Source organism: Micromonospora sp. NPDC005220 (assembly GCF_040607895.1).
GTDB lineage: Bacteria > Actinomycetota > Actinomycetes > Mycobacteriales > Micromonosporaceae > Micromonospora.
The window spans coordinates 34,606-61,113 of sequence record NZ_JBEXHP010000002.1 but is presented as its reverse complement, the minus strand read 5'-3'; the positions used below and the strand labels follow the sequence as shown (position 1 = coordinate 61,113).

Annotated in this window: 21 protein-coding genes; 8 read left to right on the top strand and 13 right to left on the bottom strand. The window is 73.0% G+C overall.

Annotated features, from left to right (window positions below):
• Positions 1-191 precede the first annotated feature (191 nt).
• Together ABZU52_RS01255 and ABZU52_RS01250 are read left to right on the top strand one after the other, a co-directional pair.
• Positions 192-2,753, top strand: a complete 2,562-nt coding sequence (locus ABZU52_RS01255; protein WP_354969097.1) for an FtsK/SpoIIIE domain-containing protein — start codon at positions 192-194, stop codon at positions 2,751-2,753.
• A 28-nt stretch (positions 2,754-2,781) separates the two neighbouring features.
• On the top strand, positions 2,782-3,501 hold the full coding sequence (locus ABZU52_RS01250; RefSeq protein ID WP_354969096.1) for a hypothetical protein: 720 nt from the start codon (positions 2,782-2,784) through the stop codon (positions 3,499-3,501).
• 16 nt (positions 3,502-3,517) lie between these two features.
• On the opposite strand, the gene folE is transcribed toward ABZU52_RS01250, so the two are convergent.
• The 4 genes from folE to ABZU52_RS01230 form a co-directional block, all read right to left on the bottom strand.
• Positions 3,518-4,183: a GTP cyclohydrolase I FolE gene (folE, locus tag ABZU52_RS01245; protein WP_354969228.1), complete on the bottom strand. Its 666-nt coding sequence runs from the start codon at positions 4,181-4,183 to the stop codon at positions 3,518-3,520.
• A 35-nt stretch (positions 4,184-4,218) separates the two neighbouring features.
• On the bottom strand, positions 4,219-6,237 hold the full coding sequence (ftsH, locus tag ABZU52_RS01240; protein WP_354969095.1) for an ATP-dependent zinc metalloprotease FtsH: 2,019 nt from the start codon (positions 6,235-6,237) through the stop codon (positions 4,219-4,221).
• A 528-nt stretch (positions 6,238-6,765) separates the two neighbouring features.
• Positions 6,766-7,341, bottom strand: a complete 576-nt coding sequence (hpt, locus tag ABZU52_RS01235; protein ID WP_354969094.1) for a hypoxanthine phosphoribosyltransferase — start codon at positions 7,339-7,341, stop codon at positions 6,766-6,768.
• 100 nt (positions 7,342-7,441) lie between these two features.
• A complete protein-coding gene (locus ABZU52_RS01230) occupies positions 7,442-7,579 on the bottom strand; it encodes a hypothetical protein (protein WP_354969093.1) in 138 nt (45 codons plus the stop codon).
• Between the two features lie 150 nt (positions 7,580-7,729).
• On the opposite strand from ABZU52_RS01230, the gene ABZU52_RS01225 reads away from it, so the two are divergent.
• Positions 7,730-8,692 carry a helix-turn-helix domain-containing protein gene (locus tag ABZU52_RS01225; protein ID WP_354969092.1) on the top strand — a complete coding sequence of 321 codons (963 nt, stop codon included), beginning with the start codon at positions 7,730-7,732 and terminating at the stop codon, positions 8,690-8,692.
• Positions 8,693-8,701: 9 nt separating this feature from the next.
• On the opposite strand, the gene tilS is transcribed toward ABZU52_RS01225, so the two are convergent.
• The 3 genes from tilS to dacB form a co-directional block, all read right to left on the bottom strand.
• The gene (gene tilS, locus ABZU52_RS01220) at positions 8,702-9,685 is read right to left on the bottom strand and encodes a tRNA lysidine(34) synthetase TilS (RefSeq protein ID WP_354969091.1); all 984 of its coding nucleotides are present in this window, start codon (positions 9,683-9,685) and stop codon (positions 8,702-8,704) included.
• A 10-nt stretch (positions 9,686-9,695) separates the two neighbouring features.
• On the bottom strand, positions 9,696-10,766 hold the full coding sequence (locus ABZU52_RS01215; RefSeq protein WP_354969090.1) for a zinc-dependent metalloprotease: 1,071 nt from the start codon (positions 10,764-10,766) through the stop codon (positions 9,696-9,698).
• A 92-nt stretch (positions 10,767-10,858) separates the two neighbouring features.
• Positions 10,859-12,328: a D-alanyl-D-alanine carboxypeptidase/D-alanyl-D-alanine-endopeptidase gene (dacB, locus tag ABZU52_RS01210; protein WP_354969227.1), complete on the bottom strand. Its 1,470-nt coding sequence runs from the start codon at positions 12,326-12,328 to the stop codon at positions 10,859-10,861.
• 515 nt (positions 12,329-12,843) lie between these two features.
• Here dacB and ABZU52_RS01205 point away from each other — a divergent pair.
• Positions 12,844-13,350, top strand: a complete 507-nt coding sequence (locus ABZU52_RS01205) for an inorganic diphosphatase (RefSeq protein WP_210780802.1) — start codon at positions 12,844-12,846, stop codon at positions 13,348-13,350.
• Positions 13,351-13,381: 31 nt separating this feature from the next.
• Here the strand turns inward: ABZU52_RS01205 and eccD are convergent, their stop codons facing one another.
• Positions 13,382-14,785 carry a type VII secretion integral membrane protein EccD gene (gene eccD, locus ABZU52_RS01200; RefSeq protein WP_354969089.1) on the bottom strand — a complete coding sequence of 468 codons (1,404 nt, stop codon included), beginning with the start codon at positions 14,783-14,785 and terminating at the stop codon, positions 13,382-13,384.
• A gap of 101 nt (positions 14,786-14,886) precedes the next feature.
• Here eccD and eccCa point away from each other — a divergent pair, with 101 nt between their 5' ends.
• The 4 genes from eccCa to ABZU52_RS01180 all read left to right on the top strand — a co-directional run bounded on the left by eccCa (position 14,887) and on the right by ABZU52_RS01180 (position 21,874).
• Positions 14,887-18,867, top strand: a complete 3,981-nt coding sequence (gene eccCa, locus ABZU52_RS01195) for a type VII secretion protein EccCa (protein ID WP_354969088.1) — start codon at positions 14,887-14,889, stop codon at positions 18,865-18,867.
• A gap of 74 nt (positions 18,868-18,941) precedes the next feature.
• A complete protein-coding gene (mycP, locus tag ABZU52_RS01190; RefSeq protein WP_354969087.1) occupies positions 18,942-20,282 on the top strand; it encodes a type VII secretion-associated serine protease mycosin in 1,341 nt (446 codons plus the stop codon).
• Between the two features lie 52 nt (positions 20,283-20,334).
• Positions 20,335-21,126, top strand: a complete 792-nt coding sequence (locus ABZU52_RS01185; RefSeq protein WP_354969086.1) for a phosphatase PAP2 family protein — start codon at positions 20,335-20,337, stop codon at positions 21,124-21,126.
• A 37-nt stretch (positions 21,127-21,163) separates the two neighbouring features.
• The gene (locus ABZU52_RS01180) at positions 21,164-21,874 is read left to right on the top strand and encodes a phosphatase PAP2 family protein (protein WP_354969085.1); all 711 of its coding nucleotides are present in this window, start codon (positions 21,164-21,166) and stop codon (positions 21,872-21,874) included.
• 19 nt (positions 21,875-21,893) lie between these two features.
• On the opposite strand, the gene ABZU52_RS01175 is transcribed toward ABZU52_RS01180, so the two are convergent.
• The 5 genes from ABZU52_RS01175 to ABZU52_RS01155 form a co-directional block, all read right to left on the bottom strand.
• Positions 21,894-23,072, bottom strand: a complete 1,179-nt coding sequence (locus ABZU52_RS01175) for a MarP family serine protease (protein ID WP_354969084.1) — start codon at positions 23,070-23,072, stop codon at positions 21,894-21,896.
• A gap of 63 nt (positions 23,073-23,135) precedes the next feature.
• Positions 23,136-23,828 carry a CoA pyrophosphatase gene (locus tag ABZU52_RS01170; RefSeq protein ID WP_354969083.1) on the bottom strand — a complete coding sequence of 231 codons (693 nt, stop codon included), beginning with the start codon at positions 23,826-23,828 and terminating at the stop codon, positions 23,136-23,138.
• On the bottom strand, positions 23,825-24,502 hold the full coding sequence (locus ABZU52_RS01165) for a redoxin family protein (protein WP_354969082.1): 678 nt from the start codon (positions 24,500-24,502) through the stop codon (positions 23,825-23,827). Before ABZU52_RS01165 ends, ABZU52_RS01170 begins: the two co-directional genes overlap by 4 nt.
• A complete protein-coding gene (nth, locus tag ABZU52_RS01160; RefSeq protein WP_354969081.1) occupies positions 24,499-25,287 on the bottom strand; it encodes an endonuclease III in 789 nt (262 codons plus the stop codon). Before nth ends, ABZU52_RS01165 begins: the two co-directional genes overlap by 4 nt.
• A 41-nt stretch (positions 25,288-25,328) precedes the next feature.
• Positions 25,329-26,507: a CapA family protein gene (locus tag ABZU52_RS01155; RefSeq protein WP_354969080.1), complete on the bottom strand. Its 1,179-nt coding sequence runs from the start codon at positions 26,505-26,507 to the stop codon at positions 25,329-25,331.
• Between the last annotated feature and the right edge of the window lies 1 nt (position 26,508).

Here is a 26,508-nt window from a genome sequence, read left to right as displayed (position 1 = left end):
TCCACCTCCTGACGTTATCGGCTGGACGCTCCGGAGCCAATGCCTCAGATCCAGCGGATCGTGACGGACCCCTCCCCACCGGTGAGATCCACGACAACACCGGCGCAGCGCCGAGGCACCTCCCGGAGGAGAGCCCTCGGCTGGGATACCGTCTCTGCTCGGGGAGGGGTTGCCAACCTCGGGTAGAGGGGGTGGACGCGGTGGCCGGTCCGAAGGCTCGCACGAACCGCGCCGCAGCCCTGCACCGTCGGGCGACGGCTGTCGCGACCGCAGCTGCCGGAATCCTGGACGAGACGCGGCCAGCTCCGGCCGATCAGCGCCGTCAGTACGAGGTGGCCGATCGACTACGGACGGCCGCGGCGGTGCTGGCTCCGGGTTGGTCGGGCGCGGCACTGGACTCACTCACCGTGGACTCGCCGGCGGGTGATGGTCCACCGCCGTTCGTTCGGGTCGGCACCGCGGCGCCGTTGGACGATGCCCGCTTCCCCGCGCTGGTGCCGCTTCTCGGCACCGGTCACCTCAGCGTGGACGCTGACGCGCGGGAGCCGCGGGTGGCGGGGCTGCTCCGGGCCGTACTCCTGCGGTTGTTGGGTGCGGCACCGGCGGGTGCCCTGCTGGTTCGCGCGGTGGACGCCACCGGGGCGGTGTTGACGCCGTTCGGCGCGCTCGCGGATGCTGGCCTGCTGCCGCCACCGGCGGTGGATGTGGCGGGTCTGCGCGCGGTGCTGACCGAGGCGGAGCAGTGGATCACGCCGGGGGCGAGTGGGCGGCGTCGGCACGATCGGACGTTGTTGCTGGTGGTGGCCGCGCTGCCGGAGTCGACCGGCGTGTCCGATCTGGCGCGCATCGAGACGTTGGCGGAGCAGGGGCCCGCCGCTGGGCTGCACCTGGTGGTGGCGGGTTGGCCTCCGGCCGGCCCGTACTCGGCCCGGGCACCGCTGCCGCGCGCCACTTCGCTGGCGCTGCGTAACGCTTACGCGCTGCTCGGCGACCCGCCGGGGGCGTCGTTCGCCGGGCCGGGGGCCGATCCGCCGGGCGGTTTGAACTCGCCGGTCTTCGTCGAGTCGGACCCGCCGGCCGAGTTGGTCGACGCGGTGTGTCGGCGGCTCGCCGAGCAGGTGGAGGCGGGTTCCCGGTTGGCGTTGGGTGCTCTGCTGCCGCCGACGGGTGAGCGGCTGTGGGAGTCGGACTCGGCCGACGGGTTGACCACGACCGTCGGCGATGCCGGGGGTCGGTCGGTGCCGCTGGGCTTCACCGAGTTGACCCCACACTGGCTGGTGAGTGGCCGGTCCGCAGCGGGCCGTGCGGCGTTTCTGACCACCGCGCTGCTCGGCCTGGCCGCCCGCTACGGCCCGGACGACCTGGCGTTCTACCTGGCGGATCTCGGCAACGGCGAGTCCTTCGTGGAGTTTCTACAGACCGAGCGGGACCGGTCGTGGGTTCCGCAGGTGCGCGCGGCGGCGATGGCCGCCGACCGGGAGTACGTCCGGAATCTGTTGGACGTGTTGACGGCCGAGGTTCAGCGCCGCACGGAGGCGGGTGTCCGGGCCGGGGGTCAACGTTTCGCGGAGTTGCGTCAGCACCAGCCGCTGCCCCGGATCGTCTGTGTGGTGGACAATGTGCCGCTGCTCTTCGCCGAGCGGGATCGGTTGGCCGCCGAGGTGGCCGCCCAGTTGGACGGGCTGGCCCGGTCCGGTCGGGCGTACGGCGTGCACCTGGTGTTGGCCGGCGCGGGCGAGTTGGGGCTGAGTACCCGCGCGGATGCTGGTCATCGGGATTCGGTGCTCGGGCAGTTCCCGGTGCGGGTGGCCCTGCCGGGAGGAAGCCCGGTGCTGGAGCCGACGAACGATTCGGCGGCCGGTCTGCCGGTGGGCAGCGCGGTGGTGAACACGGCCGGCGGGCTCGGCGGCCCGCGGGGTGCGATCCGGGGTCACGAGCGGTTGATCCGTCACCCGGACCCGCAGGATCATCCGGAGGTCGTGGAGAAGCTGCGGCACGAGTTGTGGGCGGCCCGACCGACCGGGTCGGTGCCGCCGGTGGTCTTCGCGGGTTACGCCCGGCCGCTGCTGGGCAACGATCCGCGCCACCGGGCGGCCCTGGCCGGGCAGGCGCACGGGCCGGCCGCCCTGCTGGGCCGTGCGGTGGACGTGGCCCGTTCGACTGTTGCCGTGCCGTTGGGGCCGGCGGCCGGGCGCAACCTCGCGGTGTTGGGCTCGGGCGTCGCGGCCGGCGGGTTGTTGGCGACGGCGGCCCGGAGCACGTCGGCTCACCACGCACCGGGCGGCGCCCGCTTCCTGGTGGCGGCACCGGACCCGGGCTCCCGGGTGCTGGCGGAGGCGTTGACAGCCGAGTTGGCGACCCGGCATCCGGCCGAGTTGGTGGATCTGCCGACGCTGCTCGCGGACGCGGCCGACGACCTGCCGACGTACCTGGTGGTCTTCGGGCTGGACCGGCCTGGTCCTCGGGAGCTGCCGGTGGACCGGCTGCGGTCGCTTTTGCGGGACGGGCCTCCGGCGGGGAGACATCTGTTGGGCTGGTGGCGTGCGGTGCCGCCGTTCGCCGCGTTGTTCGAGCCGGGGGGCGAGGTCGACAAGCTGGCCGCGGTGGCCGTGCTGGACGTGCCGGTCGCGCAGCTCACCGCGGTCTTCGGCCGGCCGGTCGAGTGGCAGGCGCGCACCGACCGGGTGGTGCTCTGGGACGGTCCGGACGAGCGGGGCACGGTCCTGGTGCCGTTCGCGGACGAGGCCGGCTGATCGGGTGGCACTGGCGAAGGGTGTCGAGGTGGATCCGACCGCGACGGTGATCGGGCCGGGGCGGCAGCGGGCTGCCGCGGCGACCGGGGATGCTCCGCCGCCGGCGGTCGAGCCGAGCGCGGCCTGGGCGGAGTACCTTGCGGCCGCCCGCCAGCTGGACGGGGTACGCCGTAGCGCGGCTGCCGCCGCCGGTGAGCACTCCCGGTCGGCGGAGGCCGCCCGGGAGGAGTTGACGGTGGTCCGTACCGGGCTGGCGAGTCAGCAGGAGCGGCTGCGCGAGCTGGGCGTACCGGCGATCTCCCTGGTGCCGTCACCGCCGGAGCTGACCGAGGCGGCCCGGTCGATGGCGGGTGGCCCGGCGGCCGTGCTGGCGGCGCTGCGGGCCGCGCGGGGTTGGGCCGAGGCGGCGGACGCGGCGCTGGCCGCGCGCCGCCGGTTCCGGCCGGCGTCCTGGCCCGCGCGAGCGCGCAACCTCCTGGTGTACGGGCCGTTCGCGCTGCTGGTGCCGTTGATCCAGGTCGCGGTGCTGGCGGCGACGGGGGTGGGACCGGCCAGCGTGGCGGCGTTGATCTGCGGGCTGCCGATGCCGGCGGTCGCGTTCGTTGCCGGTTGGATCAGCATCGGGCGGTTGTTCCGGGTCAGCCCCACCGAGCGGTTGGACCGTACGGTGCGCTTCGGCGCGTTGGTGTGCCTGGTGCCGGCGGTGCTGGCCACGGCAGGTCTGCTGCTGGCCCTGCTCGCCGGCTGACAACACCTCCGCGGTGTCAGCGGGGGATGATCAGCGCCATCGCCTCGGCCCGCGACTTGGAGTCCGACTGCAGGACGCCGCGTACGGCGGACGTGATGGTCTTGGCACCGGATTTCTGGATGCCGCGCATCGCCATGCACATGTGTTCGCATTCCAGCACGACGACGACCCCGCGTGGTGCGAGCTTGCTCATCAGCAGGTCGGCGACCTGCGAGGTGAGCCGTTCCTGCACCTGCGGCCGACGGGCGAAGACCTCGACGAGTCGGGCCAGCTTGGACAGGCCGGTGATCCGCCCGTCGGGGCCGGGGATGTAGCCGATGTGCGCGCTGCCCCGGAACGGCAGCAGGTGGTGCTCGCAGAGGCTCATCACGTCGATGTCCCGGACGATGACCAGCTCTTCGTGGTTGGCCTCGAAGGTGGTGCTGAGCACCTGGGCCGGGTCGACCCGCAGGCCGGCGAAGAGTTCGGCGTACGCGCGGGCGACCCGGGCCGGGGTCTGCTGGAGTCCGTCGCGGTCCGGGTCCTCGCCGACCGCGATCAGGATCTCGCGGACGGCCTTCTCGATCCGGCCGAGGTCGACCGCGTCCTCGATCGGGCGCCCGGTCAACCGGCCGCTGATCAGCCGGGCGGCAACGTAGTCCAGCCCGTCGTCGCCGTCGGGTTCGGTCGCGGAGACGGCCAGCTCCCGGTGCGGGGAGCTGGCCGTCGGGTCGTTGCTCAGTGCGTGCCGTCCGAGTTGTTGGACGGCACGCCACCGCCGACCGACGCCTGCGCGCCGTCGGCCTGGGCCTGCGCCTTGAGCTTGTCCTTCTCCGCGGGGGTGAGCACGGGCGGCTCGGTGGACGGCTGGCGCTTGCCGAAGCCGTTGTACGGCGCCAGCGGCGGGCGCTTGACCACCCGGGAGCAGATCCGTGCCATGTCGGCCGTGGAGAGGGTTTCCTTCTCCATCAGCTCGAGCACGATGTTGTCCAGGACGTCCCGGTATTCCACCAGGATCTCCCAGGCCTCGTCGTGCGCCAGCTCGACCAGTGCCCGCATCTCGCCGTCGATCTCGGCGGCCACCGAGTCCGAGTAGTCCCGCTCGTGGCCCATGTTGCGGCCGAGGAACGGCTCGTCCCCGCTGGTGCCGTACTTGATCGCGCCGAGCTTGGAGCTCATGCCGTACTGGGTGATCATCGCGCGGGCCAGTTGGGTGGCCTTCTCGATGTCGTTGCCGGCGCCGGTGGTCGGCTCGTGGAAGACCAGTTCCTCGGCGGCCCGACCGCCCAGTGCGTACGCCAGGGTGTCGATCATTTCGGCGCGGGTCTGGGTGTACTTGTCTTCGGTCGGGAGCACCAGGGTGTGGCCCAGCGAGCGGCCACGGGACAGGATCGTCACCTTGTGCACCGGCGCGGCGTGCGGCAGCGCCCAGGCGACCAACGCGTGGCCACCCTCGTGGTACGCGGTGATCTTCTTTTCGTTGTCGCTCATCACCCGGGTCCGCCGCTGCGGACCGGCGACCACCCGGTCGATCGACTCTTCGAGCGAGTCGTTGGAGATCGCCCGCTGCTCCTTGCGAGCGGTGAGCAGGGCCGACTCATTGATCACGTTGGCCAGGTCGGCGCCGCTGAAGCCCGGCGTGCGACGGGCCACCGCGTCGAGGTCGACGTCGGGCGTGAACGGCTTGCCCTTGGCGTGCACCCGCAGGATGGCCTTGCGGCCTTCCATGTCGGGGGCGTCCACCGGGATCTGCCGGTCGAACCGGCCCGGGCGCAGCAGCGCCGGGTCGAGGATGTCCGGCCGGTTGGTGGCCGCGATGAGGATGACCCCACCCTTGGTGTCGAAGCCGTCCATCTCGACGAGCAGCTGGTTGAGCGTCTGCTCCCGCTCGTCGTGGCCGCCGCCCATGCCGGCGCCACGGTGCCGGCCGACGGCGTCGATCTCGTCGACGAAGACGATCGCCGGGGCGTTCGTCTTGGCCTGCTCGAACAGGTCGCGGACCCGGCTGGCGCCGACGCCCACGAACATCTCCACGAAGTCGGAGCCGGAGATGGAGTAGAAGGGCACCCCGGCCTCGCCGGCGACCGCGCGGGCCAGCAGCGTCTTGCCGGTGCCGGGCGGGCCGAACAGCAGCACACCCTTCGGGATCTTGGCGCCCAGGGCCTGGTACTTGGCCGGGTTCTGCAGGAAGTCCTTGATCTCGTACAGCTCTTCGACGGCCTCCTCGGCACCCGCGACGTCCGCGAAGGTCGTCTTCGGAGTGTCCTTGGTGATCATCTTGGCCTTGGACTTGCCGAAGTTGAGCACCCGGGAGCCGCCGCCCTGCATCTGCGACATGAAGAACAGCAGCAGGAGCACGAGCAGCGCGATCGGCAGCAGGTTGACCAGCAGGCTCACCCAGATGCTGTCCGAGGAGACCTTGGCGTCGGCGGGGCCGGTGACCCGGTTGGCCGCCTTGGCGTCCAGCACCTCGTTCCAGATCTGGTCACCAACCTGGTACGGGAACTGGGCCTCGATCTTGTTGGTCTCGGTCTTGCCGAACTTGGTCTTCTGGGCCAGGTCCAGCTGGAGCGTCTGCTCCTTGTCCTGGAAGACCACCTTGTTGATCTTGGCGGTGTGCAGCTGATCGAGCGCAACGGAAGTGTCCACGCGGTGGTAGCTGGGACCAGCGGTGAACAGCTGACTGAGCACAACGGCGCCGAGGATGACCAGGATGATCCAGACCACCGGTCGGCGGAAGAAACGCGTACGTTCCATACTGTTGTCGAGCGCCGGAGCGCCCGCATCCTCCTGATCGACGTCCTGACCGTCTGATGGTGTCGCCGCGGTGAGCGGCGGCCGGAGCCGCCGTGCGGGCCGGCCTCGACCCCGAGGCGCGAAAACTGCCGCGCCGCGGTCATTCGACGGTACACCGTGTACGCGAGGAGTGAGCTTGCGAGCCCCGCAGTCGTACACCGTCAAAAGACCGTGCACGCCAGCAGCGAGTCTGCGAGCCCGCACACTCGGCGCGCCTTCGACATCGACGACACGCACCGTGGGCAGGCCCACCAGCCCCGCAGCCAACGTACGACGAGCCCGGGTGGAGCCGGCGTGGCGGGGAGTCCGGCTCGGCCACCCGAACGCCCGGTCACGCGATCGAGGGGGTCGAGCGCGGAGTAACCTCCGGGCCACCGAGCTACACGGTAACCGCATCAGCTGAGAGCGCGCTGAACGTCGGCTTGATGGATGCCGATGCGAGTCCGGCTCATGCCGACCGGCGGGCCGCCGGACAGGTCGGGCCCGGCGTCAGGAGCGGGCGTAGACCTCGGGCTTGAGCACCCCGACGTACGGCAGCTCGCGGTAGCGCTCAGCGAAGTCGAGGCCGTACCCGACCACGAACTCGGTGGGAATGTCGAAGCCGACGTACTTCACTCCGACCGGCACCTTCACCGCGTCCGGCTTACGGAACAGGGCGACCACCTCGACGCTCGCCGCCGAGCGCGACTCGAGGTAGCGCAGCAGCCAGGAGAGGGTGAGCCCGGAGTCGACGATGTCCTCGACGACGACCACGTGCCGACCGGCGATGTCCCGGTCCAGGTCCTTGAGGATGCGCACCACCCCGGAGGAGGTGGTGCCCTGGCCGTAGGACGAGATGGCCATGAAGTCGAGCTCCGCCGGCGGGCCGTTACGGCCCAGCGCCCGGGCGAAGTCCGCCATGAACATCACCGCGCCCTTGAGTACGCACACCAGCAGCAGCCCGTCGCCCACGTGGGCGTAGTCGGCGGAGACCTGCTTGGCCAGCTCCGCCGTCTTCTCGCGGATCTGCGCCTCAGAAATGATCACGTGGTCGATGTCGGCGTCGTACCAGGAGCCGTCAGCCATGACTCCTAGCCTGCCGTACGTCGGATGGCCTCCGTCGGCGGGGCCGCACCTTTTGGCGCGGTCCGGCCAAGGATTTTCGGCGCAATCGGCGCTAATCACATCAGTTGGTGCGCGACCGCCACCGGCGGCCACCGTCGCTGGGCTTCCAGTCGGCCGAGTCGTGGCTGTCGACGGTGAGGCCGGCGGCCGAGGCGGCGACAAGCAGGACGAGGAACAGGAGGAAGAGCAGGAACTCCATGGCGGCGCTCGCTTTCGCATGATTGCTGTTGGTTTCGCCGCCGGTGCGCACCGGACTGAGACCAGTCTGCGACCTGACGTAGCGACCGGACAGTGGCAGGAATGCCATTGGTCATCGATTTACTGCCACCTGTCGGGTTACCCTCGTCACATGCTGCGGTCCGTTGCCGTCCTCGCTCTCGACCAGGTCGCCCCCTTCGAGCTCGGCGTGCTCGCCGAGGTGTTCGGCACCGACCGGACAGCCGACGGTTTCCCCGCCTACCGCTTCCAGGTGTGCAGCCCGGACGGCGCTCCCGTGCGTACCTCGTCCGGCTTCCACCTCACCCCCCACGCGGACCTCGGCCCGGTCGACGAGGCCGACCTGGTGGCCGTCCCCGCGCACAGCCAGGGCACCACCGTCCCCGGCCCGGTGCTCGACGCGCTACGCCGGGCCGACGCCCGGGGAGCACACCTGTTCAGCGTCTGCTCCGGGGCCTTCCTGCTCGGTGCGGCCGGGTTGCTCGACGGCCGGGAGTGCACGACCCACTGGCGGTACGTGGACGAGCTGCAACGCCGGCACCCACGCGCCCGGGTGCGCTGCAACTCGCTCTACGTCCAGGACGGTCGGCTGCTCACCAGCGCCGGCACGGCGGCCGGCATCGACGCCTGCCTGCACCTGGTCCGCCAGCAGCACGGCTCGGCCACCGCGACCCGGCTGGCCCGTCGGATGGTGGTCCCGCCGCACCGCGACGGCGGCCAGTCCCAGTACGTCGAGGCGCCCATCCCGAAGGCGCCCGAGGCGCCCACCCTCGAACCGGTGCTGGAGTGGCTGATGGGGCATCTGGACCGGACGATCACCGTGGAAGAGTTGGCCGCCCGCGCCGGCATGGCGCCCCGCACGTTCGCCCGCCGGTTCCGCGCCGAGACCGGCACCACCCCGCACGACTGGCTCACCAACCAGCGGGTGCTGCTCGCCCGGCGGCTGCTGGAGGAGACCCCGTTGAGCGTGGAGGCGGTCGCCGACCAGTCCGGCTTCAGCGACGCGGCCGCGCTGCGCCACCACTTCAGCCGCCGGGTCGGCGCCACCCCGCACAGCTACCGGACCACCTTCCGGGACCGGGCACACAGCGGCTGACCAGGAGCCTCAGCCCGGGGCCAGCCGGCCGTCGCGGCGGAGCACCCGGACGCCCCCGGGCAGCTCGGTCGGACCCTGACCGTGCCAATCGGTGACCAGGGCGTTCAGAGCGGCGACGTGCCGGTGGGACAGCGCACCGGGCAGCGCGCCCAGCTCGCGGGCCCAGGCGTGCAGCACCCGGCCGCGGACGGCGGGCACCAGGTCGAGCAGCACCGGCACGGACAGCCCACCGTCGGGACACCGGGCCGCCGCCAGCGCCGTCCCCGCCAACTCGTCGAGCGCGGCGTTGTCGGCGGCCACCAGCCGGGCGGTACGCGCGAGGTTGTCCACCACGCCGGGGCCGAGCGCCCGCACCAGCGCCGGCAGCAGGTCGGCCCGCACCCTCGACCGGGCGTACGACGGGTCGGTGTTGTGCGGGTCCTGCCACGGGCTCAGCCCGAGCACCGCGCACGCGGCGCGGGTCTGCTCCCGACCGATCTCCAACAGCGGGCGCAGCAGCGGCACCCCGCCCAGATCGCGCCGGGCGGGCATCCCGGCCAGCCCCCGTGGGCCGGCGCCCCGGGCGAGCGCGAGCAGCACCGTCTCCGCCTGGTCGTCGCGGGTGTGCCCGGTGAGCACCGCCACCGCGTTCCGCTGCCGGGCCACCTCGGTGAGCGCCTGGTAGCGAGCCTCGCGGGCAGCCGCCTCCGGCCCGCCGGGACGCCCGGCCACCTCCACCCGGACCACCGTCGCCGACCCGAAACCGACCCCCCGCCCCCAGGCGGCCACCGCCTCGGCGCGCTCCGCGGAGCCGTCCTGCAAGCCGTGGTCGACGCTGACCAGCAGCGCGGCGCGGCCCAGCCGAGGTGCCACGAACACGGTGGCCGCCGCGAGCGCGAGCGAGTCGGCACCACCGGAGCAGGCGACCAGCACCGGACCGCCGGACGGCAGACCGGTCAGGGCACGGCGGACCGCCACCCGGATCGCGGCCACCGGCGCAGCGAGCGCGGCCACCGGCGGGCGGTCAGCCGGCGGCCGGGATGGTGCCGGCCGGGCCGTGCACCCGGGCGACCCACGCATCCGGGTCGCCCAACTCCGACAGTCGAGGCAGGGTCAGCGGCGAGTTGAAGATCGAGTTGAACCCGTCCATGCCGACCCGCTCCACCACGCCGTGCACGAACTTGCGCCCCTCGGCGTACTGGCGCATCTTGACGTCCACGCCGAGCAGCCGGCGGATCGCCTTCTCCAGCGGGTTGCCCGCCTCCCGGCGTCGGTTGAACGACGCCCGGATCCGCTCCACGCTCGGGATCACCTGCGGGCCGACGCCGTCCATCACGAACTCGGCGTGCCCCTCCAGCAGGGTCATCAACGCGGTAAGGCGGTCCAGTACGGCCCGCTGTGCCGGGGTCTGCACGATGTCCAGCACGCTGGTGCGGCTGTCCGGGTCACGGACCGCCTCGGACAACGTGGCCACCCCGCGCCGCAACCGCTCGACCAGGTGCTCGCTCCCGCTGGACGAGGCGTCGACGAACGCCTGCACCTCGCTGAGGAAGTAGGCCCGCATCCACGGCACGGCCGTGAACTGGGTGCGGTGGGTGACCTCGTGCAGACACACCCAGAGCCGGAAATCCCGAGGGTCGGCGCCGAGCTTGCGCTCCACCTCGACGATGTTCGGGGCGACCAGCAGCAGCTGGCCCGGCTCAGCCGAGAAGACCTCGTACTGGCCGAGCACCCGGCCGGAAAGGTAGGCCAGCACCGTGCCGGCCTGCACCCCGGTCAGCCGGGACCCGATCGCCTCCGTCAACACGCCCGGTTGCTTGTCGCCGGAGAGCCGACTCACCAGCGGAGTGATCACCTCGCGGAGCCCGGCGATGTTGGTCGCCGCCCAGTCACGGCGATCGACCACCCGGACCGGCGGATGCGACACCTGCGCCCGCAGCCCCGTGTAGTCGGCCACGTGCCCGGCCGCCTCGTCGGTCAGCCGGCGCAGGTCGCCGACCACGTCGGTGGCTTCGGCGTACGACACGCGGGGGCCAGACTTGCTCAACGCCCCCGCCGTGGCGGCGGCCAGATCCCAGTCCACGAACTGCGCCATGGACCCACCGTACCCGCGCCGCGACACCCCGGCCCGGGCTCGCGCCCTCGATCGACACCGATGGCGACCGCGTCACCCCGGACCGGCGACGGTCAGCCGCAGCCGCAGCCGGCCAGCGCGGCGGCGATCCGGTCCAGCGCCGGCTGGGCGGTGTCCCGGTCGCCCGGCACGTTGTCGGTGAGCACCGCGAAGGTCAACAGCCGGCCATCGGCGGTGGTGACCAGCCCCGCGATGGAGTGCACGGCGGTCAGCGTGCCGGTCTTGGCCCGGACGCTGCCCTCGCCCGCGGCGGTGCCGGCGGTGTTGCGGTAGCGCTCGTTCAGGGTGCCGGACCAGCCGCCCACCGGCAGACCACCGAAGACGCCTGCCAACTCCGGATGGTCCGGGCTGGCGGCCAGCCGGATCAGATCGGTCAGCAGCGACGGGCTGATCCGGTTACGACGGGACAGGCCGCTGCCGTCGGAGACGCTGATCTCGTCGGCGGGCAGGCCCAACTCCGCCACCTCGGCGTCCATGGCGGCGGCGCCTCCGTCGAACGAGGCGGGCTGATTGCGGGCCAACGCGACCTGACGGGCGAGCGCCTCGGCCACCAGGTTGTCGCTCTCGCTGATCATGACGTCGACCAGCCGGATCAGCGGCGGAGACTGCACCACGCCCAGCTCGGTGCCCGGTGCCGGGTTGCCGCCGGCCGCCGACTGGGCCGGAGCCGTACCGCGCTTCACGGCGTCGGTCGGCACACCGAGCAACCGAGCGAACGCCTTGCCGGCGGCCAGGTCCGGCTCGGCGAACCGCGGGGCCGACCCGTGTTCGACTCCCGGGTCCGTCCGGGCGCCGTCGGTCATCAACGCGGTGACCGCGCCGCCCGACCCGCCGGTGGGGATGTCGGAGTCCCAGCCAGGGCCGTAGACCGGGCCGGAGTAGACCGAGCCGTCCACGGTGACGCTGGTCGGGGGTGTGCCACCGAGCGCGGTACGCACCTGGGCGGCCAGGTCGTCGAGGCGCGCCGCACCCGGGTAGTAGCCCTTCTTGTTGATCGCGAGGGTCGGGTCGCCCCCACCGACGATCACCACCTCGCCGGCCGTCGCGCCGGCCACCGCACGAGTGGGGATCCGGTAGCCCGGCCCCCGGGCCGCCAGCACGGTCACCGCGGTCGCCAGCTTGGTCACCGAGGCGGGGACGGTGCCGTCGTCCGCCCCCTTGGCGAACAGCGTCTGACCGGTGATCACGTCGGCGACCGAGACGTTCACCCGGTCACCCAGAGCGGCGACCCCGACCAGTGGATCGAGCACGGCACGAACCCCGTCCGGGGTGGGCAGCGGGGCGTTGGCATCCGGGCCGGCCAGCACGTCCGACGGGGCGGGTTCCGGGGTCACGCCAGCCGCCTTCGGCCCGGACCCGGCGTCGTCGCCCAGCCACCCGGCTACCGGGCCGGGACGGGTGATCACGACTCCGACGCTGGCGAGCACCAGCACGAGCACGGCGGCCAGCACCACCGGCAGCCGCCTCCGCCGGCGCGGCGCGGCGGGCGGGGGTGCGGGTGCGGCGTCGGCGGGTGCCGGCAACGCGGAGATCGGTGGGCCCAACGGGGGGACCCCGCCCGGGTCGGGGGCGGCCGGCCCGGACGACGGGCTGACCGGGACCGTGGCGCTGCCGCGCGGCGGGCCGCTCACCGGCTGGTCGCCGCCGGCGGCCGGGGGGTGACCGATGTTCGGGGGTGTCGGCGATGCCGAGCCGGCCGGCGGACGCCAGGGCAGCGGCGGGGGCCGCTCGGGCACCGTCTCCGGTGCCGGAGTCGGTGGTTCGGGGGCCCGGGGGAGGTGCGCCTCCGGCACCGGAACCCGCCCCTTGGCACTGCCGGAGCCGGATCGTCCGGTACCGTGCGCGGAGCCCCCGTCCGGGCGGTAGTGTGAATCTTCCCTCCCCACGACCCCCTCCTCCCCCAGCGAAAATCGGCTTGGGTGACACTACTTCGGTCCGAAGACTATGCGGCGGCCGGAGTCGGCGGGTGGGCATTCACCTGTCCGGAGGGCCGCCAGTGGTTCCGTTAGCCAGCGTGGGCAGACGAGGGAGCGTGCAGATGGATTTCGACGTGACGGTTGAGATCCCCAAAGGTCACCGGAACAAGTACGAGGTGGACCACAAGACCGGACGGATCCGGTTGGACCGCACCCTCTTCACCTCCACCCAGTACCCGGCCGACTACGGGTTCATTGAGGGCACGCTGGGCGAGGACGGCGACCCGTTGGACGCCCTCGTGCTGGTCCCCGAGCCGACCTTCCCGGGCTGCCTGATCCGCTGCCGCACCATCGGCATGTTCCGGATGACCGACGAGAAGGGCGGGGACGACAAGGTCCTCTGCGTGCCCTACGAGGACCCCCGCCAGGAGCATCTGCGCGACATCCACCACCTGGGCGAGTTCGACCGCCTGGAGATCCAGCACTTCTTCGAGGTGTACAAGGACCTGGAGCCCGGCAAGTCGGTGGAGGGCGCGACCTGGGTCGGCCGCACCGAGGCCGAGGCCGAGATCCACGCCTCCTACCAGCGGGCCAGGGACGCCGAGGCGCGCGGCGAATCCACCCACTGACGACCACTGACGCACCGGGCCCGAGGGTCGCTCAACCGAGCAACCCTCGGGCCCGGTCGTACAGGTCGAGCACCGCGCAGGCGATCGGCACCACGGCGACCACCAGGGCCGTGTCGGTGAGGTCCGCGACCCTGCCGAGGTACGGCGAGACCGGCCGGCGGGCGTAGGCGGTGCCGCTGGCCACCGCCACCAGGGCAAGCGCCGCCCCGCCGAGGACCAGCACCAACCGCCCGGCCTCATCGGCCCGACCGACCAGCACCGCGCCCAGCACCGCGTAGCCGGCCAGCCCGGCGAGCACCGTCGGCACCCGGTGTCGCAACGCCACGAACAGCCGTGACCGCAGCAGCAGCACGGCCGAGGTGACCGCCACCAGCACCCGACCGGCCGTGCCGCCGGCAACCACGAGTACGACCGCTGTGGCCACCACCAGCAGGGCGTGGCCGATCAGCATTCCGGTCAGCATCTCCTCGGTACGGATCACCGCTGCGTGCACCCGGCTCCGGTCCGGTAGGTCCCGGGCCCGCTCCGGCTCCTCAGCGGTGGTCGAGGCCGGCAGGGTGATCGGCGGCAGGGGCAGCTTGCCCAGCCGGATGGCCAGCAGCGGGATCACGCCGATGGCGAAGACCAGTGCGCTGAGCAGCACCGCCGCCGTACCGGCCGTGGTCATCAGCAGCCCACCGAGCGCGGCCCCCGCGCCGATCAGGCCGACCGTGACCCCGGCCACGAAGACCCGCAACCGGCTGGCCACCCCGAGCAGGCCGATCAACGCCACCAGCAGCAGCGCGACCGAGCCGGCCAGCAGTTCGGGGGCGCCCACCCAGCGGGCCGGCCCGAACGGCCCGACCGGGTCGCCGGAGCCGACCGCGAGGGCGCCGGCGGCGAACGCGTACGGCAGCGCGTAGCCGCCGAGCGTCGCGCCGGCGGCGCCGTCGCCGTTGGCGCGGGAGGCCACCGTGCCGGCCACGGTGAGCACCAGCGCCACCGCGACGGCCGCCAGCCAACCGACCCGCTGTGTCGGGCCACCGGCGAGCAGCGCGAGCAGCCCGACCCCGAGCGGTACGGCGGCACCGGCCAGACCGGCTGCCCTGGTGGCGGTGGGCGACCAGGCGCCGCCGCGTCGGCGGGCACCGTCGGCGATCGCCTCGATGACGTCGTCGTACTCCAACTCGGGCCAGTGCGCGCGGGCCGGCACGAGGTGCAGCACCTCCCCGTCGCGGACGCCCTGCGGCAGCAGCGCCTGCGCCGTCACCAGCAACGCCCCGTCGGTGCGGCGCAGCACCCAACCGCCGTGCTGCTCGCCGTCGTCGGCCAGCCCGACACCGGCGTGCCGGAGCACGTCGGGCAGCAGCTCAGCCAGGGGCACCTGCTCCGGCAGGGCGACGTCCACCCGTCGTTGCGGCGCGCTGATGGTGACGCGGGCCAGCCCGGTTGTCATCGACTGGTCTCCATATCGAGGGGGATCGGAGGCTGCGCGGACGACAGGACTTTACCTACCATGAGCCAGGCTCGGGTTACCCAGCGCTGTCAGGAGGCCGAGTGTCCACCGTCGTCATCAAGCGCCCGCCGCGCCGACCAGCGCCGGAGATTCCCGCCGGTGAGCTGTCGGTCGAGGCACCGCCGGAGATCCCCGTGCTGGCCGGCGGACGCTGGCAGCAGATGCTCATGCTGCTGCCCATGCTCGGCGGCACGGTGGCGATGGCGATGATGTTCGGCCGGGGCGGCGGCGCCTACTCGTACGTGGTGGGCGGCATGTTCGGGCTCTCCTCGTTGGCGATGCTGGTGACGTCCTGGGGCAGCGCCTCCGGCACCCCGAAGAAGTCCGAGATGATGGCCGCCCGCAGGGAGTACCTGCGCCACCTGGCCACGCTGCGGCGGCGGGTCCGGCGGACCGCGGGCCAGCAACGGGCCGGGCTCTTCTACCGGCACCCGGATCCGGGTCTGCTCTGGTCGACGGTGGACAGCCACCGGGTCTGGGAGCGGCGCCCCGCCGACCCGGACTTCGCGGTGGTGCGCGTCGCCGTCGGGCCGCAGACCCTGGCCACCCCACTCGTCCCACCGGTCACCCGGCCGCTGGAGGAGCTCGAGCCGATGACCGCCGGCGCGCTACGCCGCTTCCTGGACGCGTACTCCGTGGTGCCGGACCTGCCGGTGGCGCTGTCGCTGCGCAGCTTTGCCCGGGTGCACGTCCGACCTGCGGGCCGACGGGCGACCACCCCGACCACCGGCGGCCCACCCACCGGCGACCCGGCGGCTCAGGCCCTGGTCCGGGCCGTGCTGACCCAGCTGGCGGTCTTCCACGCCCCCGACGAACTGCTCATCGCGGTCTGCGCCGGGCCGGAGCGCCGAGCCTGCTGGGAGTGGGTGAAGTGGCTCCCGCACGCCCACCATCCCGGCCGCACCGACGCGCTCGGCCCGGTCCGGCTGGTCACCAGCTCCGCCGCCGAGTTGGAGTCGCTGCTGGCCGACGTGCTGGCCACCCGGTCCCGGTTCAGCCCGGCCGGCCCGGCCACCGATGGTCCGCACGTGGTGGTGGTCCTCGACGGCGGCGACCTGACCGGTGCCAGTGACCTGACCGGCGACGGCGGCATCGACGCGGTCACCGTGCTGGACCTGGACACCCCGCCGCCCCGACTGCTGGACCGGTACGCGCTGCTGCTGGAGTTGCACGGCCGGCGCCTGCACTCGTTCTCCTCCGACGGGCACGCCGAGGTGGGCACCGCCGACCAGTTGGACCTGGCCGACGCCGAGGCGGTCGCCCGACGGTTGGCGCCGCTGCGGCTCGCCGGCGCGGCCCGCGGACCGGGCGCCCCGCTCCAGGCCGACCTGGGCCTCCCCGAGCTGCTCGGCCTCGGTGACCCGGAGAGCTTCACTGCGGAACAGGGCTGGCTGCCGCGCTCGACGCGGGACCGGCTGCGGGTGCCGATCGGGGTGGGCGCGGACGGCGGCGCGATCGAGCTGGACCTCAAGGAGTCCGCCCAGGACGGCATGGGCCCGCACGGCCTGCTCATCGGGGCGACCGGCTCGGGGAAGTCCGAGCTGCTCCGCACGCTGGTGCTGGGGCTCGCCGCCACGCACAGCTCGGAACAGCTCAACTTCGTGCTTGTCGACTTCAAGGGCGGCGCCACCTTCAGCTCGTTCGAGCGGCTGCCGCACACCGCGGCCGTGATCACCAACCTGGCCGACGCGTTGCCCCTGGTCGACCGGATGGTGGACGCGATCAACGGGGAACTGGTCCGCCGCCAGGAGTTGCTGCGCCGCGCCGGCAACTTCGCCAGCGTGCGCGACTACGAGCGGGCCCGGACGGCCGGCAGCCCGCTCGCCCCGCTGCCGTCGTTGCTGCTGATCTGCGACGAATTCTCCGAACTGCTCTCCGCCAAGCCCGACTTCATCGACCTGTTCGTGCAGATCGGCCGGCTGGGCCGGTCGCTCGGCGTGCACCTGCTGCTCGCCAGCCAGCGGTTGGAGGAGGGCCGGCTGCGCGGGTTGGACACCCACCTCTCGTACCGGATCGGGTTGCGCACGTTCTCGGCGCTGGAGTCCCGGACGGTGCTCGGCGTGGCGGACGCGCACGAACTGCCCCGCTCACCGGGCCACGGCTACCTGCGTGCCGGCACCGACCCACTGGCCCGGTTCAAGGCCGCGTACGTCTCCGGTGCCGTCCGTCGCCGGGCCGTGCCGGGCGGCGTCGCCGCCGACGGAGGCGCGCGGCTGCTCACCTTCACCACCCACGTCGTACCGGTGCCCGAGCCGGCGACCCCGGTCGTGCCCGTCGCGGCAGCGGAGGAGGGCGGCAGGACGCTGCTCGACCTGCTGGTGGATCGGCTCGTCGGGCAGGGCCCGCCGGCGCACCAGGTCTGGCTTCCGCCGCTCGGTCAGCCGCCGGCTTTGGACGAGCTGCTCGGCCAGGTCGAGGTGCACCCCAAGCGCGGGCTCACCGTGGGCAACCCGGAGCTGCACGGCGCACTCGGCGTGCCGATGGCTGTCGTGGACAAACCGTTGGAGCAGCGCCGGGACCTGCTCTGGCTGGCGTTGGACGGCGCCGCCGGGCACATCGCCGTGGTCGGTGCGCCGCAGAGCGGAAAGTCCACCGCCCTGCGTACGCTGATCTGCGCGCTGGCGCTCACCCACACGCCGGCCGAGGTGCAGGTCTACTGCCTCGACTTCGGTGGCGGCGGCTTGGCCGCGCTGCGCGATCTGCCGCACGTCGGTGGGGTGACCGGTCGCGCCGACCCGACCGCCGTACGACGCACCGTCGGCGAGATGACCACACTGCTGACTGATCGGGAACGCCGCTTCGCGGAGCTGGGCGTGGAGTCGATGGCCGCGTACCGGCAGCGTCGGGCGGCAGCGGCGGCGGCCGGTCAGCCGGGCGCCGACCCGTACGGTGACGTGTTCCTGGTGATCGACGGGTGGAGCACCATCCGCGGCGAGTACGACGACCTGGAACCCCTCGTCACCGACCTGGCCACCCGGGGTCTGTCGTACGGGCTGCACGTGATCGCCACCGCGCTGCGCTGGCTGGATTTCCGCCCGGCGATCCGGGACCTGTTCGGCTCCCGGCTGGAGCTGCGCCTCGGTGACCCGGCCGACTCGCTGGTCGCTCGCCGTGCGGCCGCGAACGTGCCCGAGCGCGCCGGCCGCGGGGTGACCGCGGAGGGCCTGCACTTCCTCACCGCGCTGCCTCAGCTCGGCACCGCCAGCGGGGACACCGCCGACCTGGTCAAGAGAGCCGCCGACGGCTGGGCGGGTGCGCCGGCGCCCCGGGTGCGGCTGCTCCCGCCGGTGCTGCCGTACGCCGAGTTGGACCTCGCCTCGACGACCGGGCTGCGGCTACCGATCGGGATCGCGGAGGCGGACCTGCGCCCGGTGCTGCTCGATTTCGCCACCGAGCCACATTTCGTGGTCTTCGGGGATTCGGAGTGCGGCAAGTCCTCGTTCCTGCGCGCGCTGGCCACGTCGATCATCACCCGGTTCACTCCCGAGCAGGCCCGGGTGATCCTCGTCGACTACCGGCGCAGCCTGCTCGGCGCCATCGAGACGCCGCACCTGATCGGGTACGGCACCGCCGCGGCGCACACCGCCGACCTGGTCGAGTCGGCCGCCGGCTACCTGGAGCGGCGGGCTCCCGGGCCGGAGGTCACCCCGCAACAACTGCGGGACCGGTCCTGGTGGTCCGGGCCGGAACTGTTCGTGCTGGTGGACGACTACGACCTGGTGGCGGCGGGGCCGGCGAACCCGTTGCGCGCGCTGGAGGAGCACCTGCCGCACGCCCGGGACATCGGGCTGCACCTGGTGCTGGCCCGCCGGTCCGGTGGGGCGGGCCGCGCCCAGTACGAGCCGATAGTGCAGCGCCTGCGGGAGCTGTCCACCGCCGGCCTGGTGATGGCGGGCAGCCCCGAGGAGGGCGCACTCGTCGGGCCGGTACGGCCCGGACCGCTGCCGCCGGGGCGTGGTCGGCTGGTCACCCGGCGGGAGGGCGTACGCCTCGTTCAGTTGGCGCAATTGCCGCCACAGTGACCTGACTCGCCGGTTCTTCCCGTGACGGGTGGGGAAACCGGTAATCTCCGATCGTCATGGTTCCGTCGGGATGAATGGCTGGGGATGTGACTGGGGTGCGGTACAGCGGTCCGTCAGCGGCCCGACGAGCGACCGGCCGGGCGCTGCTCGGTGTGGCCGCGGCGCTCGCCGTCGTGGCCCCGACCGCGGCGGTCGTGCCCGTCGCCGCGCCCACGAACGGCGGGCAGCTCGCCGGCGCGCCGATGGCGTTCGCCCCCGGTGACACCATCGCCCGCACCGACCAGGTTCGCGACGAGCAGTGGCAGCTCGACGAGTTGCGGGCCGAGACGGCGTGGCGCAGCTCGACCGGTCGGGGTGTGACAGTGGCGGTGGTCGACTCCGGAGTGGACGGCACCCACCCCGACCTGGTCGGCCAGGTGCTGCCCGGCAAGGACCTGGTCGCCCCGGGCGGCGCCCCGGGCCCGGACCCGGTGGGCCACGGCACCACGGTGGCCGGTCTGATCGCCGGGCGCAGCGACGACAAGCGGGGCGTGGTCGGCCTGGCACCGGACGCCCGGATCCTGCCGGTCCGCGTGCTGGACGAGGAGAATCGTTACGACGACGCGCTGATCGTCGCTCAGGGCGTCCGCTGGGCGGTCGACAACGGCGCCCGCGTGATCAACCTGTCGCTGGGCGGCAGTGGCGACAGCCCGGCACTGGCCGCCGCCCTGGACTACGCGTTCGTCCGGGACGTGGTCGTGGTGGCCTGCACCGGCAACCTGGCCACCTCCAGCAGCACCAAGGTCTGGTATCCGGCTCGGGAGCCGGGTGTGATCGCGGTCGCCGGTCTCGAACGCAGCAGCGACAACTTGTGGTCCGGCTCGATCACCGGTCGGGCGACGGTGCTCACCGCTCCGGCCAGCGGGCTGGTCGGCGCCAAGCCCCCCGGCGGGTACTGGCGGGTGCAGGGCACCAGCTTCGCCGCGCCCCTGGTGGCGGCGACCGCCGCGCTGGTCCGGTCCCGCTATCCGCAGATGCCCGCGGGCGAGGTGGTCAACCGGTTGTTGGCCACCGCCCGGGACCTGGGCCCGACTGGTCGGGACGACCGCTTCGGGTACGGGATGGTCGACCCGGTGGCCGCGTTGACCGCTCAGGTGCCGCCGGTAACCGTCAACCCGCTGGACGACCAGACGTCGCCGGGCGTGACCGGTTTCGGTCCGGCGCCCGGCTCGGTCGACGACGATCCGGTGGCTGGCGCCGGTAGCGATCCGCTCGGTCTCGGCGCTGCCGGCCAGCAGAGCCGGTGGACGGCTCGGGCCGCCGGCGGTCCGGACACGTCCGGGTCGGAGCGACTGTGGATCACGGTCGTGCTCCTCGTCGCCCTGGTCTGCGGTGCGGCCCTGATGGTCCGCCGGTTGCGTCAGCGGACCCGCTGATCGCGTCCGTCCGGCAGGCCTGACCGGCCGCCCGGCCGGGTAGAACAGACCCATGAGTACGCACCGGCCGCCCACCGTCGCCCCCACCGGCCAGCCGTCCTGGCAACGCCGCCGATTCGACCCGGACCACGCGCTGGGGCTGCGACTCACTCTCGCCGCGACGGCGGCGTTCCTGGTGCTGGTGCCGTTCGCGCTGCTCACACTGCTGGTGCTCGGCGCCTGGGCGCCACTGCACCGGCTGGACGCGACGGTCACCGACGCGCTGCACAGCTACGCCCAGGACCACCCGGCCTGGGTCGTGCTGATGCGGGTCTGGACCGAGGTGTTCGCACCGATGCCGCTGCGCGCCGTCGTCCTGCTCCTGGTGGTCTGGCTACTGCGCCGGGGTGCCCGCCGGCTGGCCCTCTGGGCGGCCACCACCATGGTCGTCGGCGGGTTGGTCGGCCCGCTGCTCAAGCTGCTGGTCGGCCGGGACCGGCCGGAGTTGCTGGACCCGGTGGCCCGGGCCGCCGGCTACTCGTTCCCGTCGGGGCACGCGCTGAACGCCACCCTGGCCGCCGGCGTGCTGGTGCTGGTGCTCCTGCCGTACGTCGGGCGGGGGGCGGCGCGGGCCGCGCTCTGGGTCGCGGCGGTGCTGCTCACCGTGGTGACCGGGCTGAGCAGGGTGGCGCTCGGCGTGCACTTCACCAGTGACGTGGTGGGCGGCTGGCTGCTCGGGGTCGCGGTGGTCGCGGCCACCACCGCCGCCTTCACCAGTTGGCGGGCACACACCGGTCTCCGGCCGGTCCAGCCGACCCGCGACGGCGTCGCTCCGGAGGTCGAGCGGCACCCGGGAGCTGCCTGAGGAGTGACGACGGGGTCGGCAGGGTATTGGCCGACCCATGTCCGAGACCGTGGTCCAGATCGTCCGGCGGGTGCTGCTGCCGGTGTCCCTCCTGCTCGGGTTCATGGTGCTGCTCGGAGTGCTGGTCACCCGAGTGTTCGCCCGGACCTGGCCGTTCACCGTGGAGGACGCGGTGAACCGGGAACTGGCCGCCGACCGCACCGGTGCCTGGAACAACGTCTCGCTGGTGTTCAGCACGCTGGCCAGCACCCAGTTGATCGTCGTGGTCACCGTACTGGTGGCGTTGGCCCTGCGGCTCTGGCTGAAGCGCTGGCGGGAGCCGCTGTTCCTGTGTGCGGCGGTGACCGCCCAGGCACTGGTGTTCCTGCTGACCACGGTGGCGATCGACCGGCAGCGGCCGGCGGTGGAGCACATGGACGTCTCGCCACCCACGTCGAGCTTTCCGTCCGGGCACACCTCGGCGGCGGTGGCGCTCTACGTCGGCATCGCCGTGCTGATGGCGCTGCGGGCGCGCAGCACCGGCGCGAAGGTGGCCTGGTGGACGCTGCTGTTGATGGTGCCGCTGGGCGTGGCGCTGACCCGGATGTACCGGGGCATGCACCACCCGAGCGACGTGGTGGCGTCCTTCCTCAACGGCGGCACCTGCGTCGCGATCATGGCGCGGGCCGTGCTGGACCGGGGGTTGCGGTGGGGCCGGGCGAAGCTGCCGACCATCCAGCGTCGTCCCACCCTGCCGGCCCGGGGCTGAGCTGACCCGGCGGCGACGCTCAGGTGCACTCTCCGGTGCCGACCTGCCGGTTACGTTCGGCCCCGGCCAGCGCCACCGGGCGGGCCTCGGCCGCCGTCACGGCGAAGCCGGTGTTCGGGTCGTCGGACGCCGCCGCGAAGATCACGCCGAGCACCAGGCCGTTGGCGGAGAGCAGCGGACCGCCCGAGTTACCGCTTCGGACCAGCGCCCGAATCGTATAGATCTCCCGGGTCACGTCGCTGGACGAGTAGATGTCCGGGCCCTTGATCCGGTCCACGTCCCGGATCCGCGCCGACTGCGCGTTGTACGGGCCGTCGAGCGGGAAGCCGAGCACGATGGCGTCCGAGCCGCTGCCCGCGTTGCCGGCGGCGAACCGCAGGGACGGCCCGGGCAGCCCGGGCACCAGCAGCACCGCCAGATCCCGGCTCGGGTCGTAGACCACCACCTTGCCGTCGTACCGCTCGCCGCCCAACTCCACCGCGACCGAGCGGGTGCCGGCCACCACGTGCGCGTTGGTCATCACCCGGTCGTCCGCGTACACGAAGCCGGAACCCTCGATCCGCCGTGAGCAGCTGGGCGCGGAGCCGAGCACCTTGACCACCGACTGCTGGCCGCTGACCACCACCTGCGAGCCGGCCAGTGCCGGATCCGGTGGGTCGACCTGCCGGGCCCGGGTGGGCGCGAGGTCACCGAAGACGTCCGGGAACCCGTCGGTGTCGACGGTGTCCTCCAACGCCGTGGACAACCGGTGGGCCTGCTCCGGCAGGACCCGGTTGACCACCGTGATCAACGCGCTGTTGCGGACCGAGGCGGCGAGCCAGGGCACCGACGACGAGCCGAGCGGCACGGCGACCAGCCAGGCGAGCAGGAGCACCGCGAACAGCGAGACGAACGCGCCACCCACGTCGTCGACCCGTTTGCCCACGTCGCTGGTGATCGTCTTGCGGAGGTGCGAGCCGAGCCAACCGGCGAGAGCCTGCCCGACCACCGCCAACCCGAAGATGGCCACGAGCGAGATCAACACGCGGGTGCCGGCGTCCACGAACTGTCTGGCGAACAGCGGCCCGAGCTGGAGACCCAGCAACAGACCCAGGAAGAAGCCGGACAACGACGTGACGCCGATGACGAAACCCTGGCGGTATCCGCTGATCGCGAACACGAGCATGAGCAGCAGCAGGACGAGATCCACGACGGACACGGGTCAAGCGTACGGGCAGTCCGCCCGCCGGATGACCATCGCTTGCGGAAGGTGACCGTGCAGTCAGCGCAGGGCGTTCTCGTCAGCCTCGTCGGTGCCGGCGGACGGGGCCGGTGTCGCCCCGGTCGGCGGAAGCTCCACCACCCGGTTGCGCGACCACGGACGGGCCCAGCCGCCCATCTCGAGCAGGGTGGAGAGCACCCCGGCGGTGAACCCCCAGACGAGCATCCCGCGGGCCGAGAACGCCGGCCCGATCCAGCCGCTCGGGTGGCGGACCCGCAGTCGGTTGGCCGGGTCGACCAGCTCGCTGACCGGCAGCCGGGCGACGTGTGCCACCTCGGCCGGCTCCCGTGAATGCACCGGGTGCGGGTCGTGCCACCAGGCCAGCACCGGCGTGACCACGAAGTCGCTGACCGGGATCCAGAGCTTCGGCAGTTCCGCCAGCACTGTCACGCTGGCCGGGTCGAGGCCCACCTCCTCGTTCGCCTCGCGCAGGGCGGTGGCGCGGACGTCGACGTCCTCCGGGTCGGCCGCGCCGCCGGGAAAGGCCGGCTGGCCGGCGTGGTTGCGCAGGGTGGCGGCGCGTTGCAGGATCAGCACGTCGGGACCCACGCCGGGCTGCTCACCGAGCAGCACCAGCACCGCGCTTTCCCGACCGCCCTCGGCCGGGGTGGTCAGCCGGGTGAAGTCCTCGGCGCGGGCGGTGCCCAGCCGGGTCAGCAGCGGCTCGATCCAGTCGGGCGGCCGGCGGGTCACGCCGGCACCGTCAGGCCGAGGTGCTGGCGGACCAGCTTGGCGAGCGAGGCGTCGTCGAGAGCCCCGGTGGCGTCGACGTGCCGGATCCGGCCCTGCGCGTCGACGAAGAGGGTCAGCGGGAAGGCGTTGCGCTCCAGCTCGCGTTGCAGCGCGTCGCCCTGGTCCACGAGGATCGGGAACCGTACGCCGAAGTCCTCCCCGATGGACTGGGCGCCGCCCCGGCTGTCCCGGGTGTTGACCCCGACGACCTGGAGCTGGCCGGCGGCGCGCTCGCTGAGTCGCTGGAAGGCCGGCAGCTCCTTGCGGCACGGCCCGCACCAGGACGCCCAGATGTTGATCACGGCTGGACCGGCGACCGAGCGCAGCGCGACCGGAGCGCCGCCGGTGAAGCAGGAGAGCGTGAGCTCCGGCAGCCCCTGCCCGCCAGCGGCGGGAGTCGGCGTGCCGGACGGGCCAGGGGCCGTGGTGTCCGAGCCAGGCGACGCAGGGGTCGCCGTGCCGGAGCCGGGTGCCGCGACCGTGGGTGGCGTGTTCAGGGTGGCGCAGTCCCGGAACGGGGATGGTCGCTGGGCCGCGGCCGGGCGGGGGGCTGGATCGTCCTCGGCCGGGCCGCTGGTGCAACCGGTGACGGCCAGCAGCAGCGGCAGGACGGCGAGGGCGAGGCGGCGGTTCACGGCACCTCCGCCGTGATCGCCTGGGCGGACACCAGCTCCGGGTCGACGCCGGCCGCCACCGCGAGGTCGCGCGCCCGGGGGCCCTTGAGCAGCTTGGCGGCGGCCGCCGGCTCGGTCGGTCCGGTGCCGTACGAGGGGCAGAGCTTCGCGAGCGTGCACGCCCCGCAGGCCGGTTTGCGGGCGTGGCAGACGCGTCGCCCGTGGAAGATGATCCGGTGCGACAGCATGGTCCAGTCACGCTTGGGGTACAGCGCGCCGATCGCGTGCTCGATCTTGACCGGGTCGGTCTCGGTGGTCAGCCGCCACCGGTGGACCAGCCGCTGAAAGTGCGTGTCGACGGTGATGCCCGGGACGTCGAAGGCGTTGCCGAGGATCACGTTGGCGGTCTTGCGGCCGATGCCGGGGAGCGTCACCAGGTCGACGAGCCGGCCCGGGACCCTGCCGTCGTACCGGTCGAGGAGGGCCTGACCGAGCTTGAGCAGCGAGTCGGTCTTGTTGCGGTAGAAGCCGGTGGGCCGGATCAGCTCCTCCATCTCGCCCCGGTCGGCGCCGGCGTACGCGGCAGCGCTCGGGTAGCGGGCGAAGAGCTTCGGGGTGACCTCGTTGACCTTCTTGTCCGTGCACTGCGCGGACAGGATCGTGGCGACGGCCAACTCCAGAGCGTTGGAGTGGTCCAGCTCACAATGCGCGTCGGGATGCGTCTCGGCCAGCACCCGGCCGATCTTGCGGGCACGGCGTTTGCGCCCGAGATCGGTCTCGCTGGCACCGGGAGGGCTACTGGTCACGACGGTCAGCCTACGTCGCACCCCGGACGGTCCCGCTCGGGTCAGCCGGCGGTCGGCGGCGAGATCTTCCCCTGCCCGTCGAACCGGGCGCCGCCCTTGGGGAAGTCGGCGCGGCTCAGCTCGGTGACCAGACCCAGACCCCGGTCGTCCGGGTCCATCGTCGGCTTGCCGGTGGAGTTCATGTACGTCGAGGTGAACGTGCCGCCGGCCCAACTGCCGTCCGGTTTGAGCGACACCTTCAGCACCCCGCCCCAGCCCAGCCGGCCGGTGTTGATCAACGTGTTGCTGCCGCCGGCGAAGTTGCCCAGGCTGTACGCGATCAAGCGCCCCTGGTAGAACTCCATCCCGCGCAGCACGTGCGGGCCGTGCCCGACGATCAGGTCCGCGCCCGCGTCGATCATGGCGTGCGAGAACTTCACCGGGTCCCCCCGGTTCTCACCCAGGAACATCTCGGTGCCGGGTTTCACCCGGGTCTGGTCCGCGCCCTCGCCGCCCATGTGCACCTGCACCACGACCAGGTCGGCCATGGTGGCCGCCTTGGCGACCACCGTCTTCGCCTTGGCGATGTCGACCAGGCTGTTGGACCAGACGTACGACGAGAAGCCAGCGACGGCGACCTTGACGCCCTTGACGTCGACGACGGTGATCTCGTCCGGTGCGCCGGTGTGCTCCAGGTCGTACTTCTCCAGCGCCTTCTGCGTGTTCTCGTAGCCCTTCGGCCCGTAGTCGTAGCCGTGATTGTTGGCCTGGTTGAGCACTTTGAAGCCGGCGTCGCGCAGGTGCGCGGCGTACTCCGGCGGGGCCCGGAACTGATAGCAGCGGGTGGAGTTCGCCCCGCACTTGCCGGTGCCGGTGTCGACCGTCAGCGGCTCCTCCAGGTTGCCCATCACCAGGTCGGCCTTGAGCGCCTCGGTGACCGAGCTGAAGAAGCCCTTACCGCCGGCGGCGGGCAGCCGACTGGGCGCGTTGCCCATGATGATGTCGCCGGTGGCGGAGAGCGAGATCGCGCCGCCCTGACCGGAGGAGGCGGGCCCGGTGGCCTTCGGGCCGGCCGTGGAGACCGGCGCGCCGGTGCCACCACCTCCCGCGCCGGGCTGCCAGACGGGCGCCTCACCGTCGGGCTCGGCGCAGCCGGCCACGAGGAGGGCGGCCAGCAGCGCGGCGAGGCCGAGGGCGACGCGGCGGCGCGGGCGGGACGCGAGGGGGGCGGGAGCGTACATC

Bases quoted from the DNA above. Each gene is read 5' to 3' on its own strand.
- ftsH (WP_354969095.1), bottom strand. From the start codon at position 6,237: ATGGAACGTACGCGTTTCTTCCGCCGACCGGTGGTCTGGATCATCCTG.
- hpt (WP_354969094.1), bottom strand. From the start codon at position 7,341: ATGGCTGACGGCTCCTGGTACGACGCCGACATCGACCACGTGATCATT.
- ABZU52_RS01230 (WP_354969093.1), bottom strand. From the start codon at position 7,579: ATGGAGTTCCTGCTCTTCCTCCTGTTCCTCGTCCTGCTTGTCGCCGCC.
- ABZU52_RS01225 (WP_354969092.1), top strand. From the start codon at position 7,730: ATGCTGCGGTCCGTTGCCGTCCTCGCTCTCGACCAGGTCGCCCCCTTC.
- ABZU52_RS01215 (WP_354969090.1), bottom strand. From the start codon at position 10,766: ATGGCGCAGTTCGTGGACTGGGATCTGGCCGCCGCCACGGCGGGGGCG.
- ABZU52_RS01205 (WP_210780802.1), top strand. From the start codon at position 12,844: ATGGATTTCGACGTGACGGTTGAGATCCCCAAAGGTCACCGGAACAAG.
- eccD (WP_354969089.1), bottom strand. From the start codon at position 14,785: ATGACAACCGGGCTGGCCCGCGTCACCATCAGCGCGCCGCAACGACGG.
- mycP (WP_354969087.1), top strand. From the start codon at position 18,942: ATGGCTGGGGATGTGACTGGGGTGCGGTACAGCGGTCCGTCAGCGGCC.
- ABZU52_RS01185 (WP_354969086.1), top strand. From the start codon at position 20,335: ATGAGTACGCACCGGCCGCCCACCGTCGCCCCCACCGGCCAGCCGTCC.
- ABZU52_RS01180 (WP_354969085.1), top strand. From the start codon at position 21,164: ATGTCCGAGACCGTGGTCCAGATCGTCCGGCGGGTGCTGCTGCCGGTG.
- ABZU52_RS01155 (WP_354969080.1), bottom strand. From the start codon at position 26,507: ATGTACGCTCCCGCCCCCCTCGCGTCCCGCCCGCGCCGCCGCGTCGCC.